This is a genomic window from Microcoleus sp. S1D4, assembly GCF_036700765.1.
Classification (GTDB): domain Bacteria; phylum Cyanobacteriota; class Cyanobacteriia; order Cyanobacteriales; family Microcoleaceae; genus Microcoleus.
Map to the genome: position 1 here is coordinate 124,244 of NZ_JAUBPP010000006.1, position 14,427 is coordinate 138,670.

The 14,427-nt window shown below is 43.5% G+C and carries 22 protein-coding genes; 6 read left to right on the forward strand and 16 right to left on the reverse strand.

Annotated features, from left to right (window positions below; genetic code table 11):
- Positions 1–361 precede the first annotated feature (361 nt).
- Positions 362–1,558, reverse strand: a complete 1,197-nt coding sequence (locus tag QT998_RS08825; protein WP_333113862.1) for a phospholipase D family protein — start codon at positions 1,556–1,558, stop codon at positions 362–364.
- Positions 1,559–2,010: 452 nt separating this feature from the next.
- Positions 2,011–2,454 (reverse strand): hypothetical protein, encoded by a 444-nt coding sequence (locus tag QT998_RS08830; protein ID WP_333113864.1) that lies wholly within the window; start codon positions 2,452–2,454, stop codon positions 2,011–2,013.
- A 225-nt stretch (positions 2,455–2,679) separates the two neighbouring features.
- On the opposite strand from QT998_RS08830, the gene QT998_RS08835 reads away from it, so the two are divergent.
- From QT998_RS08835 to QT998_RS08855, 5 genes are all read left to right on the forward strand, one after another.
- Entirely contained in the window at positions 2,680–2,892 is a 213-nt protein-coding gene (locus QT998_RS08835; RefSeq protein ID WP_106149040.1) for a helix-turn-helix domain-containing protein, read from the forward strand.
- Between the two features lie 57 nt (positions 2,893–2,949).
- On the forward strand, positions 2,950–3,162 hold the full coding sequence (locus tag QT998_RS08840; protein WP_333113866.1) for a helix-turn-helix domain-containing protein: 213 nt from the start codon (positions 2,950–2,952) through the stop codon (positions 3,160–3,162).
- A 56-nt stretch (positions 3,163–3,218) separates the two neighbouring features.
- On the forward strand, positions 3,219–3,431 hold the full coding sequence (locus tag QT998_RS08845; protein WP_106149042.1) for a helix-turn-helix domain-containing protein: 213 nt from the start codon (positions 3,219–3,221) through the stop codon (positions 3,429–3,431).
- A 96-nt stretch (positions 3,432–3,527) separates the two neighbouring features.
- On the forward strand, positions 3,528–3,686 hold the full coding sequence (locus tag QT998_RS08850; protein ID WP_333087948.1) for an XRE family transcriptional regulator: 159 nt from the start codon (positions 3,528–3,530) through the stop codon (positions 3,684–3,686).
- Positions 3,687–3,817: 131 nt separating this feature from the next.
- Positions 3,818–4,027, forward strand: a complete 210-nt coding sequence (locus tag QT998_RS08855; protein WP_333088400.1) for a DUF2442 domain-containing protein — start codon at positions 3,818–3,820, stop codon at positions 4,025–4,027.
- 161 nt (positions 4,028–4,188) lie between these two features.
- Here the strand turns inward: QT998_RS08855 and QT998_RS08860 are convergent, their stop codons facing one another.
- The 9 genes from QT998_RS08860 to QT998_RS08900 form a co-directional block, all read right to left on the reverse strand.
- Positions 4,189–5,139: a F0F1 ATP synthase subunit gamma gene (locus tag QT998_RS08860; protein ID WP_194066534.1), complete on the reverse strand. Its 951-nt coding sequence runs from the start codon at positions 5,137–5,139 to the stop codon at positions 4,189–4,191.
- A gap of 352 nt (positions 5,140–5,491) precedes the next feature.
- Positions 5,492–7,009: a F0F1 ATP synthase subunit alpha gene (gene atpA, locus QT998_RS08865; protein WP_194066533.1), complete on the reverse strand. Its 1,518-nt coding sequence runs from the start codon at positions 7,007–7,009 to the stop codon at positions 5,492–5,494.
- A gap of 303 nt (positions 7,010–7,312) precedes the next feature.
- The gene (atpH, locus tag QT998_RS08870; protein ID WP_333113871.1) at positions 7,313–7,858 is read right to left on the reverse strand and encodes an ATP synthase F1 subunit delta; all 546 of its coding nucleotides are present in this window, start codon (positions 7,856–7,858) and stop codon (positions 7,313–7,315) included.
- A gap of 3 nt (positions 7,859–7,861) precedes the next feature.
- The gene (locus tag QT998_RS08875) at positions 7,862–8,389 is read right to left on the reverse strand and encodes a F0F1 ATP synthase subunit B (RefSeq protein ID WP_333088403.1); all 528 of its coding nucleotides are present in this window, start codon (positions 8,387–8,389) and stop codon (positions 7,862–7,864) included.
- 94 nt (positions 8,390–8,483) lie between these two features.
- Positions 8,484–8,951, reverse strand: a complete 468-nt coding sequence (locus QT998_RS08880) for a F0F1 ATP synthase subunit B' (protein ID WP_333087953.1) — start codon at positions 8,949–8,951, stop codon at positions 8,484–8,486.
- A gap of 27 nt (positions 8,952–8,978) precedes the next feature.
- On the reverse strand, positions 8,979–9,224 hold the full coding sequence (atpE, locus tag QT998_RS08885; protein WP_193972048.1) for an ATP synthase F0 subunit C: 246 nt from the start codon (positions 9,222–9,224) through the stop codon (positions 8,979–8,981).
- A 144-nt stretch (positions 9,225–9,368) separates the two neighbouring features.
- Positions 9,369–10,124: a F0F1 ATP synthase subunit A gene (gene atpB, locus QT998_RS08890; RefSeq protein ID WP_333087957.1), complete on the reverse strand. Its 756-nt coding sequence runs from the start codon at positions 10,122–10,124 to the stop codon at positions 9,369–9,371.
- Positions 10,125–10,151: 27 nt separating this feature from the next.
- Positions 10,152–10,607, reverse strand: coding sequence for an ATP synthase subunit I (locus QT998_RS08895; RefSeq protein WP_442921952.1), 456 nt, complete (start codon positions 10,605–10,607; stop codon positions 10,152–10,154).
- A gap of 433 nt (positions 10,608–11,040) precedes the next feature.
- The gene (locus tag QT998_RS08900) at positions 11,041–11,490 is read right to left on the reverse strand and encodes a nitrate reductase associated protein (protein ID WP_333087959.1); all 450 of its coding nucleotides are present in this window, start codon (positions 11,488–11,490) and stop codon (positions 11,041–11,043) included.
- A gap of 186 nt (positions 11,491–11,676) precedes the next feature.
- Between QT998_RS08900 and moaA the strand changes: the two genes are divergently transcribed.
- Positions 11,677–12,666: a GTP 3',8-cyclase MoaA gene (gene moaA / locus QT998_RS08905; protein ID WP_333087962.1), complete on the forward strand. Its 990-nt coding sequence runs from the start codon at positions 11,677–11,679 to the stop codon at positions 12,664–12,666.
- A 37-nt stretch (positions 12,667–12,703) separates the two neighbouring features.
- Here moaA and QT998_RS08910 read toward each other — a convergent pair whose 3' ends face one another.
- From QT998_RS08910 to QT998_RS08930, 5 genes are all read right to left on the reverse strand, one after another.
- Complete coding sequence (locus QT998_RS08910) at positions 12,704–12,922, reverse strand: type II toxin-antitoxin system HicA family toxin (RefSeq protein ID WP_333087963.1); 219 nt, start codon at positions 12,920–12,922, stop codon at positions 12,704–12,706.
- A gap of 1 nt (position 12,923) precedes the next feature.
- Positions 12,924–13,127 carry a type II toxin-antitoxin system HicB family antitoxin gene (locus tag QT998_RS08915; RefSeq protein ID WP_333087965.1) on the reverse strand — a complete coding sequence of 68 codons (204 nt, stop codon included), beginning with the start codon at positions 13,125–13,127 and terminating at the stop codon, positions 12,924–12,926.
- Positions 13,128–13,281: 154 nt separating this feature from the next.
- Positions 13,282–13,647 (reverse strand): DOPA 4,5-dioxygenase family protein, encoded by a 366-nt coding sequence (locus QT998_RS08920; protein ID WP_333113873.1) that lies wholly within the window; start codon positions 13,645–13,647, stop codon positions 13,282–13,284.
- 123 nt (positions 13,648–13,770) lie between these two features.
- Positions 13,771–14,103, reverse strand: coding sequence for a DUF5615 family PIN-like protein (locus QT998_RS08925; RefSeq protein WP_333113875.1), 333 nt, complete (start codon positions 14,101–14,103; stop codon positions 13,771–13,773).
- Positions 14,100–14,324 carry a DUF433 domain-containing protein gene (locus QT998_RS08930; RefSeq protein WP_106332354.1) on the reverse strand — a complete coding sequence of 75 codons (225 nt, stop codon included), beginning with the start codon at positions 14,322–14,324 and terminating at the stop codon, positions 14,100–14,102. The genes QT998_RS08925 and QT998_RS08930 overlap by 4 nt, the downstream gene beginning before the upstream one ends.
- Positions 14,325–14,427: the final 103 nt, after the last annotated feature.

A 14,427-nucleotide genomic window follows, 5' to 3' on the forward strand; every position in this document is an offset into this window, starting at 1 on the left:
AATTTTGGTGAATTATCGCACATTATGAGCCAAGTCACTTGAGAAAAAGAACCGGGTTTCTCACTTAGTCAATACAATGATTCCTCTCCCCTCAGGTTCTACTATTACCTTAATATTAACACTATCTCTAGTTCCTTCAATCTGCCATCTTACGGGCTTACCAGCAAAGAAGTTACTTAAACTTTTAGCAAAGACTTAAGATAAGGATAAACTCTGAAACAATAAATTCTCTTGGATTTCCTGACAATTAATGGCCCTTTTGCAAGAATCCTGCTATTACTATTATGGCGGGTAAAGACGAAGATTTTATCCCATAACCATTGTAAAATTAAGTTGGTATTGAGAACACAATGATGGCACATTAAAGGGATTGACGGAGTAATTCTAGCTCTTGCTTCATTAAAATGGGATCGCCAATTTGTAATATTCTGTCAAGAATTTCTAATTGCGTCTTCTTCTTACCTTTTTCTATCCATTTTTGATATTTCGGATCGTCGAGCATTTTCTGATATTCCTGATATTCATTAACTTCGTTTTCAAAATCCTTTAGAGTTGCATACTCTAAGTCAGGGTATTCATTCCTTTCTTTAATATATTCCTCATACTCTTTCTCAGCTATTTTTATCTTTTCATACTCTTCTTTCTCAAGGATTTCACGAATATCACCAGAAAGCTCATGAGTTACTTTTTTTGTATATATTACAAAACATCCTTCTGTCTTTTCTTGATCGGAACTGTAAGACCTGATTTTAGCAATTTGGAATATCTTGTTTTCTGTTAATAATAGGCATAAAGAACCTTCGGGAAAATCCTCTTTCGTTTGCTCTATAGTTGTGTGTGCAAAGTAGAACCAATCTATATCCTCCGTACCCTTAACGAGATTAGTTCCCTTGTCAATAAGAGCACTATCATCAGTGACACCTAGTTTAAGGAATTTACCTTTTTGTGGTGTGCTGGTTATCGGTGCTTGATCTTGATTTACAGGGGTAGACTTTTGTTGAACGGAAAGATAGTTCTCAATTTCTTGCTTCCACTGAGGCGAGTTACTATATTTTTTTGTCAAACGATAAATTAATTCTTTTGTTAAATTTAAGTGGTGGATACTAATACATAATTCTCCCTCACATTTAAGACCGAACCCAGTTAGATTAGATGACCCTATGATAGAAAAACCTATTTCTTTATCGTCTTTAACACGACGGCCTAAAAAACAATAGGTTTTGATATGAAAGTTATTTGTGGGACATATAAAACGAACAGGCTTAGTTGTTTTAATCTTTGTTGATTCTTCGTCGATAAATTTCAATAACTTTTGAATATCACTAGGGTCATTAAAATTATCTTTTTGTCCGATCGCAATCAAAACTTCCGTATTTTCATTTAAAGAAGGGTGTACAAGAATTTTTTCTATTTGTTTCACCCCATAATCATTAACAAAAGCAGAAAACAGATAAATTTTATCCCAATAGTATTCTTTATCCTTTAATAAAAAATCATCTATTGTGGTTTCCAAGCTTTTTTTACAGTCTTCCAAAATTACAAATCTAATAACACTCATCGTAAATACCTCCAATTAATTGATATAAAACTTTTTAGGTAAGATGTAAACCACAACTTGATTATCTTCCCTAAAACTGCCCGATCGCACCTAATAAAGTTGACTAAAAACCTAATCAGCCAACTCAATCAAAGCCTACTTCGACTCCGACGGCGGCAACCCCACCAAACGCATAACCGCAGACTGAGCGGACTTAGCCTGTAATTCCCGCGATCGCCTGGGATGTTTGAAAGGTTACTCATGGGCTTAACAAGGGATAGAGATGGAAACGCATGGAGAAATTATAACTGTTACAGTCGAGCTTGAACCAATTTTTGAATATTTGTGGCAGAGATCGGATTTATGAGAGTTACGCACAGCAAAGAAACCGGGTTTTTCACTTAGTTAAAAGCTGGGGTGCCGTATTTTTGCAAAAAAAACCGTTTTCTAATCACCCGTGTTTTAGTCATAATTTAAAAATGTTCCAGCAGAGATTTCTCTTGTGCGTAAACCTTTCGCAGTGACTCCAGCCCGATCGCCCCCAACATCAATTTAATCACTCCCACCAATCGCCCCCACTCCAACAATTCAGAAACACAAACAGCTTCCTGAAATCTCGCCGCATAGAAATCCACCCAAAAATCCGGCGCGTGTCTCTCTTTCTGACTCGCCCAACGGCGCTTCCAATAACCAAAATCTAAACCCGAGGGCGATTCCACTCCCAAAACAGGCGGAAAGTCCGCATAACTGACAAACCGACTCATCCCTTGGGCGTGCACGTACAGGATATGCGCCCAGCACTCGAAGCGATATATTTGTTCTATCTTGATTTTGAGCAGGCGGGCGATCGCCTCTTTGGTAACGAACCGGCTCAATCTGTGTCTGGGGGTTGATTTTGGTCGAAAGCTTGCTAACATAGTTGATACATCCCAATTGATGAAAATTTCAGATAGTTGGTACATCCCAATTAGCGGGAATTTCAGATGGTTGGTACATCCCACTTGATGGGAATTTCAGATGGTTAATAAATCCCAGTTGATGGGATTTGAACTTTGATAGGCGATCGTCTTTTAGTTTTCCAGACCTGGGGGCGATCGCTTTTTTCGATAAAATTATAATATACTAAATCTAGTGGTCTGTCAATGGGTTTAATTAGATTGCGGGTTAGAGAATTTGCTGGTGAGAAAGGCTGGACGATCAAAGAGGTTTCTGACCGATCGGGAGTCAACTACAGCACCCTCAGCACCTATTCACGTTCTCCAGGAATGGCAATGGTTGATTTTACTTGTCTGCTCAAGTTGGCACGTACTTTTGATGTGATGGTGGAAGATTTGGTTGAGGTCGTCAAAGAGTAGTCGATCGCCTTTTATAGTATAATTTCATGACTGATATTAGTCACACCTGAAGAGCTTATGGGCTTAATTAGATTACGGGTTCGAGAGTTTGCTGCTGAGAAAGGCTGGACGATCAAAGAGGTTTCTGACCGATCGGGCGTAGTCTACAGTACGCTCAGAACCTATGCCCGATCGCCCGGATTAGCAACAATTGACGTGACAGCCTTGGACAAGTTGGCGAGGACTTTTGACGTGATGGTCGAAGATTTGTATGAGATTGTCGAAGATTAGGCGATCGCCTTTTGGGATAAAAATATCTTATGATGGTACACCATCACTTGTTAAGTATGGGTTTAGTCAGACTAAAAGTTAGAGAATTCGCCGCTGAGAAAGGTTGGACGCTAAAAGAGGTTTCAGAGCGATCGGGAGTAATTTACAGCACCGTCAGACACTACGCCCGCTGTCCGGGAGTGTCAACGATTGACTTTATTTCTATACACAAATTGGCCCGCACCTTTGATGTAATGATTGAAGACTTGGTGGAAATTGTGCAGGAGTGAGCGATCGCTTTTTACGATAAAATTTTGTCCCAGACTAAATCTAGTTTTTTGTCAATGGGCTTAATTAGATTGAGGGTTCGAGAGTAGGGTTGGACGTTGAAAGAGGTTTCAGGGCGATCGGTAGTAATTTACAGCACCGTCAGACACTACGCCCGCTGTCCGGGAGTGTCAACGATTGACTTTATTTCTATACACAAATTGCCTCGCACCTTTGATGTAATGATTGAAGACTTGGTGGAAATTGTGCAGGAGTGAGCGATCGCCCAAGCTAATATAGAGAAGTAAGCTTTTGACATCAGTAATGGTTGAATTGCTACAAATCCCCCAAGCACAAAACGTAGTGGTTACAGACGACGCGCTAACAGTAGATCTATCATGGTCGTACTATTTCTGTACCTTTAGCTTGGTATCCTCGGCTATGGCACAGCACACCAAACGATCGCAATAATTGGCGATTTATTGGTGGAAATGATGGAATCCACTGGCCTGATATTGACGAAGACATTAGCATCAAAAATATTATTCTCGGTAAACCATCTGGAGAAAGTCAGAAGTCATTTCAGCGGTGGTTAGAAGAACGCGCAAAAATACTCTAATACCAAATCCGCCTTCAATCTCCTTCTTAGTCCGCTAGGAGTGGACTTCGTTTGACAAGAAGCGGTTTCAACCGCCTAGTTATAGAAAGTATCACTCCAAAAAAAAGCGCCTGAGTTCCCCCAGACGCATAGAATAAAATCAACAAATTGTCAACCCTAACTTAGCCGTTCAACGCCTCAGCACCGCCGGAAACTTCCAGGATTTCCTGGGTAATTGCCGCCTGCCGCGCCTTGTTATAAGTCAGCGTCAAACTACGGATCAAATCGCTAGCATTCTCACTAGCATTATTCATCGCCGTCATCCGCGCAGCCAACTCGCTAGCTGCAGATTCTTGCAAAGCCCGCAGCAATTGGTTGTTCAAATACAAAGGCAAAAGTGCCTCCAGAATTTGTGCCGGATCTTGCTCGAAAATCATGTCGGCCGGCAAACTCTTTGTAGGTGCAGCAACCTTCTCCCGCGATACTTGAAACTGTCCGCCTTTCGTTGTCAAGCGGAAGATTTCATCATCGGAACTTTCCAAACCTTGGGGATCGAGGGGTAACAAGGTTTGGATTACCGGACGCGAACTAATTAGCGACACAAACTTGGTGTAAATTAGTTCAACTCTGTCCACAGTTCCCGACAGGAACAGAGACAGCAATTGATCAGCAATTAGCGCTGCTTCCGGTGCTGTCGGAATTTGTTCTAAGTTAGTGTAAGTAGCATCGATCGGCTGTTCGCGGCGCTGGAAATACTGAGTAGCTTTGCGTCCTACCAACACGTATTTGTAGTCTAAGCCTTCAGCTTTGATTTCCTTAGCGCGATTTTCGGCGTATCTGATAATGTTGCTGTTGTAGCCACCGCACAAACCCCGATCGCCCGAAACTACCAAAAGTCCAACTGTTCTGACTTCGCGTTTTTTCAGCAGCGGTAAATCCTGGCTTTCAAACTGCAAGCGTTCCGCCAAACCGTACAATACCTCTGCGAGGCGATCGGCAAAAGGCCGAGTAGCAGTCACCTGTTCTTGAGCGCGGCGCACCTTAGCAGCAGCCACCAAACGCATTGCTTCTGTAATCTTTTTAGTGTTCTTGACCGATTTAATGCGATCGCGAATAGTTTTGAGATTTGCCATAACTTTCTCCTTTTTTCTTAGCCTTTATTTCCGAGTTATTAGTTCGCAGCCATCAGTTTTTAAGTTTAGCTGCGGTAGGGACACGGCATTACCAATTTGTGTCAGCTATCACGCTAAAACAAAGTCTAAATCAGGGTTGCAGCCAAGTCTCGATCCCCCTAAATCCCCCTTTTTAAGGGGGACTTTGAGTGTTTCCATTTCCCATTTTTCAGAGAACTTTGGCTGCTTCCAGTTCCCTGCTTAAACAAAGAGAACTTTGACTGCTTCCAGTTCTCCCCTTCTTAAGGGAAACTAGGGGGGATTTGCGACTTAACGAATGACCAATGACTGATGACTGATGACTGATGACTAATTACGCAGACACTAAGAAACTTTGCTTGTATTCTGCGATGCCTTCTTTCAGCAGCTTCTCAGCTTCATCAGTCAAGGCCTTTCCGCCTTGAACGATTTCGCCGTACTTCGGCTTGCTAGTCCGTAAATAATCGCGCAAACCAACAGTAAACTTCGTGACTTTTTCCACAGCGATATCATCCATGTAGCCGTTAATACCGGCATAGATTATAGCCACTTGTTCGTTCATCGGCAGGGGCGAACTTTGGTCCTGTTTCAACAGTTCCCGCAAGCGTTGACCCCGCGCCAATTGATTTTGAGTAGCTTTATCCAAGTCAGAAGCAAACTGAGAAAATGCTGCCAGTTCTTCAAACTGCGCCAATTCCAATTTCACCTTACCGGCTACTTTTTTCATTGCCTTAGTTTGAGCCGCAGAACCTACCCGCGATACCGAAATACCGGGGTTTACTGCTGGACGCAAACCAGAGTTAAACAAGTCAGAAGAAAGGAAGATTTGACCGTCGGTAATCGAAATTACGTTCGTCGGAATGTAAGCAGAAACGTCACCAGCTTGGGTTTCGATAATTGGCAAAGCAGTCATGCTGCCTTCGCCCAAATCGTCGCTCAATTTAGCAGCGCGTTCTAGCAAGCGAGAGTGCAGGTAAAACACGTCTCCGGGATAAGCTTCGCGACCGGGAGGACGGCGCAGCAACAAGGACATTTGGCGGTAGGCCTGTGCTTGCTTGGAAAGGTCATCGTAAATGACCAAAGTGTGCTTGCCTTTGTACATGAAATACTCGGCTAAGCTAGCACCAGTGTAGGGCGCCAAATATTGCAGGGTTGCGGGGTCGCTAGCGTTGGCTGCTACGACGATTGTGTAGTCCATCGCGCCCTTTTCTTGCAGGACGTTGACGATGTTAGCTACTGTAGAAGCTTTTTGACCGATCGCCACGTAGACGCAAATTACATCTTCCGATTTTTGGTTGATGATTGTGTCAATTGCGATCGCAGTTTTACCGGTTTGACGGTCGCCAATAATCAGTTCCCGCTGTCCTCTTCCCACAGGAATCATCGCATCAATAGCGGTAATTCCTGTTTGCATCGGTTCGTAAACAGAACGGCGAGAAACAATCCCTGGTGCCGGAGATTCAATCAACCGAGACTCAGTAGTTTTAATTTCGCCCTTGCCGTCAATCGGACGCGCCAAAGCATCAACTACCCGTCCCAACATTGCTTCACCAACGGGGACTTCAGCAATTCTGCCAGTAGCAGTAACTACCGAACCTTCTTGAATGCCTAGGCCTTGGCCCATCAACACTGCACCGACGTTATCTTGTTCGAGGTTCAGTGCGATGCCCACGGTGCCGTCGGCAAATTCTAGCAATTCGCCGGACATAGCTTTATCCAAGCCATAAATCCGGGCAATGCCGTCGCCTACTTGCAAAACAGTACCGACGTTAGAGACTTTTACATCTTGGTCGTACTGTTCAATTTGCTGGCGAATAATGCTGCTAATTTCGTCAGGTCTGATTGCTGCCATGTTAATTATTATGTGTCAGTTGTCAGTTTTCGATCGATGTTTTCGGCAAGAAAGAATTGAGATTTGGTAGTAAGAATTTGGGACTAGCAACTCGAAAACATAAATTCATTTATTCCTGCTTCCTGTTTGATTCTTCCCGAATACCGGCTTCCTTCTTCCTTCTCCCTTCTTCAAGAAAGAATTGAGATTTGGTACTAAGAATTTGGGACTAACAACTTGAAAACAGAAATTCACTTATTCCTCCTTCCTCTTTGATGCTTCCCGAATACCGGCTTCCTTCTTCCTTCTTCCTTCTTCCTTCAATTAAGAATTCAAGCGAATTCCCAGACGGCGCAATTGTCCCCGCAGGCTGGCATCAATTATTTGAGAGCCTACTTTGATTACCACACCGCCGATTAAATCTGCGTCTATTTTGGTTTCAATTTCTACATTTTTAGCGCTGGTCATCGCCTGCACTTTCTCGCGAACAGTCTGCAATTGAGCATCTGAAAGCGGGACGGCAGATGTAACTTCTGCCAATACTGTTTGGTTTAGTTCTCGGAGTTTGGCCAAGTATTGTTGACCAATTCCTTCTAAAAAAAGAATTCTTCCTTTGTCTACTAAAAGCTTCAGAAAGTTGTGCATCAAGGGGTTCATTTCTTCACCCGCTATTTGCTTAATTACGGCTTTTTTAGCATCCGATTTTACCAGCGGATTGGCTAAAAATTGACGCAAATCTTCCGAATTTTTTAGCAGGTCAAGTAAAGAACGAATGTCTTCGCCGAACTTCTCTGAGAGATTGCTGGACTGAGCCAGTGACATCAAGGCAGATGCGTAAGGCTGCAAGACTTCTGTGCTGACTGTACTCACGTTTTAGCCTCCGAGTAACGCAATGCTGCGATCGATTAATTGGTGTTGAGCGCTCTCGTCCAAGCTATTTTTTAACTGGCTTTCCACTCTTTCTAGTGCCATTGCAGCAACTCTTGCTCTGAGTTGAGCGACGGCTTTTTCTCGTTCTGCGTCCAGCTCTTGACCTGCTGTTGCTTTCATGCGTTCAACGTCCTGCGCCGCTTGAGCTAAAATTACTTCTTTGGCTGCGATCGCATTTTCTTGTGCAGCGGCTCGAATCCGTTCCGCTTCTGCTTGAGCCTGAGTCAATTTTTGCTGTTGTTCTGCTAAAGCTGCTGCTGCATCTTTTTGGCGCGTTTCTGCTTCTTTAATCGCTTCTTCGATAGCGTTGCGTCTTTCGGTAAGAATATTTCCTAAAAAGCCGCGCCCGAAGTAAAACAGCACTCCAATAACAATGATCAGGTTAATCAGGTTGGTTTCAAAAATATCGAAATTTAAACCGAAACCACCTTCTGCGCTAGCTTCTGTGGCTAGCAATAAAACAGTCCCCATGATACTCTTCCATAATTGCGCGTGCAGGTTGGACGAACCGATTTGAGATTTGAGCTTTTTAATTTTACCCAAAAATTAAACCTGTTCGATCGAGCTATTTGACCAATGCTGTGCCTAATAACTTTTCCAGAATTTGTCGGCTCAGAGTATCTACCTCTTGTTCTAGCGAGCGCATTGCCTCTTGTTTTTGCTGCTCTATCTCAGAGCTTGCCTTTTCTCGTGCCGCTTGAGCTTCTTTTTGAGCATCAGCTACTTTTTCCGACGCGATTTTTTTGGCATCTGCTTGAGCCGCAGCAATTACGGCTTGAGACTGTTTGCGAGTTTCTCCCAGTTTTTGTTGGTATTCCTGCGCTAAATTCTGGGATTTCACCAAGCGTTCCTTAGCTGAAATTTTAGTGGTACGGATGTATTCCTCCCGCTCGTCCAGCATCTTAGTCATGGGTTTATAGAAAACCGCATTCATAATTACCGTCAAAGCTAGGAACTGCAACGCCATCAAAGGCAAAGTTGCATCAAAATCAAACACTTTTAGTTCCTCCTTGTTTTTGGGGCGGAAAGACATCCGCCCCTTTTTTGCAGTCCTTCAGTATTAAGCGAAAGGATTAGCAAACAGCAATACCAATGCAATAACCAGACCGTAGATGGTCAGGGATTCCATGAATGCTAAGCTCAGCAGGAGAGTACCGCGAATTTTGCCTTCTGCTTCCGGCTGGCGGGCAATACCTTCTACTGCTTGACCGGCTGCATTACCTTGACCGATACCAGGTCCAATCGCGCCCAAACCAATAGCTAGACCAGCGGCGATAACAGAAGCAGCAGCAATTGTCGGATTCATGATAAATTTCCTTAACCTTAGTGTACAGAATGAAAGACAGATATTCGGCAATTAGTCATTAGTCATTAGTCATCAGTCATCAGTCATCGATTGGACTCCTGACTTCTGAGATATTACTATTAACCGTTCGCCAATTCAGAGGAGTTAATCGTGATGTTCGTCGCCGTGTCCTTCCAATGCTTCGTGAATGTAGGCTCCTGCCAAGGTGGCAAATACCAAGGCTTGAATCGCACTGGTAAACAGACCCAACATCATTACGGGCAGAGGTACGAACAGGGGAACTAATAGCACCAGAACCGCTACCACTAATTCATCCGCTAAAATGTTACCAAATAAACGGAAGCTTAGGGAAAGAGGCTTGGTGAAATCTTCCAAAATCGCGATCGGCAACAAAATTGGGGTTGGTTCGATGTACTTTCTAAAATAACCCAAACCCCGCCTGCTGAAACCCGCATAAAAATATGCCAGAGAAGTCAGCAAAGCAAGTGCTACCGTCGTGTTGATGTCGTTAGTCGGAGAAGCTAGTTCGCCTTCTGGCAACTTAATTAGTTTCCAAGGAACTAAAGCCCCCGACCAATTGGATACAAAAATAAACAGGAACAAAGTGCCAATAAATGGCAACCAGGGACGGTACTCTTTCTCGCCAAGTTGATTTCTAGCCAAGTCTCGAATGAATTCTAAGGCATACTCCATGAAGTTTTGCATTCCGCGTGGAATTCTCTGCATATTGCGAGTTGCCAACAGGGATGCTGTTACAAGGAGAGCAATCACAATCCAGGAGGTGATGAATACCTGTCCGTGAACTTTGAGACTGCCGATGTGCCAGTAGAAATGTTTACCAACTTCCAACTCAGCGAGGGGAAAAGCATTAAAGGCATTTAAGACATTTAGCATTTCCATTCACAAGAAGTTCACACAGTGGAGGGTTCACCGACTGCCTGACCCGTTTTGCGGGTCTGGAACAAACAGGCTTTGCAGCATATAAAAGACGATCGCGACTTTATATGTCAGAAATCCCAAAAATATGGGCAAAATCTGTAGCTGGTTCCACTGAGTTGCTACTACTATCAACCCAATAAATACAGCTAACCTATTTTTACTCAGACTCATCTTTTGCGAGCCCAGACGTTCAACGTCTTTGGCCAACATTCTCAAGTAAACCACACCGGCGATCGCCCCAATCAAGTAATTTAGGGCAATGTTGAGCGAATAAAAAATCCACACCGAGATAAAAACTATTCCCGTGAAGGCGAGCGAGACTACAAACAACTGTTGCTGAAGTTTGTAGAAATCTTGCATAGCGTCGGTGGACTCCGGTTCGGACGAACCTATCTGAGAGATGTCCCCCGTTTCAGCGATGGATGCGCGAGATTGATCTGACAAGGTTACTTGACTTTTAAAGCAGTCGGTGTTAGTTGACTCCCACTACAATTAATTCGGTTGAAACCGTCTTGTAGCGATAAGTGTGACAAAAGCTACAGCTCGTACACTTCAGATCGAATAATACCATGTGCAGGTAACATAACTTAAAAAAAAATGAATTTTTTGATCGGCGTCAGAGAAGAGTAGAGCCGAGGTACTGTGGCGAGGCAAGCGTGCATAGCATAAACGTTTTACGCTCGTAGCAGGCAGCGGTTGTATCACAGATCGATCGCCCTTACCACAATCACTGTTTTTATACGGCAATTATATTTTTTTTTGATGTATTTCTCAATATATATAATCTTTTAATATAATGCGGATCAGTCTCCGATCTCGCTCCTCTGTAGAACAGGTGTCTGGTCGGTAAATTTCTGCGGTTAATTAAAACTCCAACTCATTCAATCACCTTAAACTCTCGAACAGCCGGGATGAAATTTTTATTCTCGTGGCTCGATCGACTAAGCTTAATCAAAGCAAATCGCTGTAGAGGCTGCAAACTCGCCCACTGGGCCAAAGAAATTGTCACGCCGAGCTCTTGCGCTTTTGCAGAAACAGACTCCGGTACAGTTGCAGCATCCATCCACGGGGGATTTTCATCAACCGCCAAATCTGTTCCCGGTTTGCCTGTCTGTTGAATTAATATTTGATTTAGCTTTTCTCGGTAATCAATAATTTCTGCTGGTGTCAAGCAAGGTTTCTCTACAAGCATTTGACGTTCTGCTTGGTTAAAATGATTCCAATCCTGCAACTTCAATTTAATGCCGCAAGTATCTAACTTGAGACGTACTTGCATGGGGATGCAGCGCAAAGCTTCGACAAAATCAGCTTCAAATTCAAAGAACATATAGTTAGCAAGTTTATTTTAGTTGTGAATGATATTTTTTTTATTAACCGCAGAGGGCGCAGAGGGCGCCCAGGAAGAGAGGAGGGGGAAGGTGAAAAGAAATTGATACAGGTTTATTGCTCTCTATCAATAATTGCAGAAAATGCGATCGGCATTTATAATTAAATAATATTACAAACTATTGACATGGATACCGTAGACTACCTTCGGATTAGCTTGATAGACCGCTGCAACTTCCGCTGTCTCTACTGTATGCCGGAAGGTAGCGAGTTGGACTATGTATTGCAGCAGCAGTTGTTAACTCACTCGGAATTGCTAACTCTGTTGCGGGAAGTTTTTATACCCGTGGGATTTACGAAGTTTCGGTTGACTGGTGGGGAACCGCTGCTGCGCCCTGGGGTGGTGGAATTGGTGAGGTCGATCGCCTCAATGCCGGAAACGCGAGATTTGTCAATGACAACTAATGGCTTTTTGCTGGCGGGAATGGCGGAAAATCTCTACAATGCTGGTTTGCGCCGGATTAATATTAGTTTGGATTCGCTGGAACCGGAGACTTTTGATAAGATAATTGGTAGTCGGGGACGATCGCGCTGGATGCAAGTTTGGGAAGGAATTCAAGCGGCTTATCAAGCAGGATTTGACCCGCTGAAATTGAATGTTGTGGTGATTCCCGGTGTGAATGACGGGGAAATATTGGATTTGGCAGAATTAACAATTAACCGGAATTGGCACGTTAGATTTATTGAGTTTATGCCGATCGGCAATGGCGACTTATTTGGCGATAAAGGTTGGGTAGCATCGGCAGATTTGCGGCAACAAATTAGCGATAAATACGGGTTGGCTGAGTCGGGAGTGCGCGGAAATGGGCCGGCGGATGTGTTTCAAATTCCGGGGGCGAAGGGCACTTTGGGATTTATCAGCCAAATGTCGGAGTGTTTTTGCGATCGGTGCAATCGGATGCGTTTGTCTGCTGACGGGTGGTTGCGGCCTTGTCTGCTGAACGAAACTGGTCAAATTGACTTAAAAACTGCTTTACGGGATGGGGTGTCTACAGGCGAATTGCGCGATCGAGTGCGACACATATTAGAGATTAAACCGGAGATTAATTTCAAGCAGCGGGATTCGGGAACTACTCAAGGAAATTACAGCCGCACCATGTCTCAAATCGGCGGGTAAACTACCCGAAATCGATCGCTCTCAAAATACATTATACCTAAGACAAACTTTGTAAATCTTCCTCAGATAGCTGGGCTGTTTTCATCAAGGCTCTTAAGGTTCCAACTTTCAAATCTTGATTCCGGTGAACTGGAATTGACAAAATTTGTTCTATTTCGGCGTTTTCATAGATATGATGACTGCCAGTAACTCTTTTCAAAACCCAACCTTTCTGCTCTACTATTTTGCACAGTCGCTTTCCTGAAATAGATTTCATTTCATACAGCAATTTCAACAACTTTATCTGTGGAGGCAATTGCTTCACGACTATTAGCAACATCGAGCCAACCGACCATCGCATCTTTTAAATTAGCCACCACTTCTTCCATAGTATCTCCTTCGGTAATGCACCCGGGAAGTGCGGGAACTTCAGCCCAATAGCCACCTTCTTCTGCGGGATGGATGATTGCTCTAATTTTCATACATTTCTTCAGTCATTTGTTAAGGATATTATAACGATTATTAATAAATACAGGAAATTATAGTCGCCGCACCATGTCTCTAATCGGCGGCTAATTATCTCTTATCAGCGATAAGTCAGTCTGAACTAACGCCCTCGCCTTGCGCGCGGATCGATCATAAGCTGGCGTTACCTGTTTTAGGTCGCAGGACTTCGACATTCAACTCTAGTTTCTCTCCTAGCCACAAAGAATGTTTCGTATGGTCGGCCACATCGTCGCCTGTTTCAGGGTGAATGAGAATATCGAGCCCCTCACGATTCAGCATTAACCAGGGAACGACTTTGCCAAACTGGTCTGGTAAAAATGCAACTTGATACATTGCTTGCGGGTGGGGGCCAATGGGTTTGTCATGCCAACGCCCAAGCTGCACCTCAAACTGAGTCAATCCTTCTCGTACACGCGCTGCGGCATCGCGATTATCAGCGTCGAAGTAAATATGTCCATGAAAACCAACAATTTCGATGGTGTCTGCTTTCATCATTTTCAGTGGATTATTGAGCTGAGATCGACAACTTTATATTAGCTTAACTTGCTGGATATTTTATTCACTCCTGTAAACTCCTTAAGTTGATCTCTCCTCAGTCTTTGCTTTTTTTGTTTCATGCTACGACAATACCAGTATACTCTCTGCTTCTCTATCTCCAAACTGACTAATGATGTCGATTTCATCTCGCAGAATTTGAACAATTTTAGATGTTGAGCAATTGCCAACACGGAGATAAATAAATTTGGGAGGATGACCGTAAAGTAAACTCCGTTGATGAAAGTCAGAATCTTTGGAAACAATCACAAAATCATTTGCCTTTGCATATTCCCAAATTTCTGCATCATCAGTATTTGTCAGTCCTAGGGTCTTGACATGAGCAGAATCGGGATACAAACCGATAATTCTTTGAAGAATTCGGTCTGAGAGGTTTTCGTCCAACAGTAGTTTCACAGGGATGCCACAAATAACTTTTTTTCACGATCTGCGGCAAAAGCAAGGCAGGCTTTGATGTCTGCCGAAGTTAATTCTGAAAAATCTTCCAGAATTTCTGCTTCCGTCATGCCACCGGCGAGATATTCTAAGATGTCGTAGACGGTGATTCGCATTCCCCGAATACATGGTTTGCCACTGCGTTTTCCCGGTTCAATTGTGATGATGTCGTGGTAGTCCATAAAGCAATATTTTGTACTAATAAGCGTAATTATACCTGTAAATAATCCTGGTTTGTTGAGGTCAGGATTTCAGGTTTGAGCAAGTAGTGAGAAAAAAAGAACC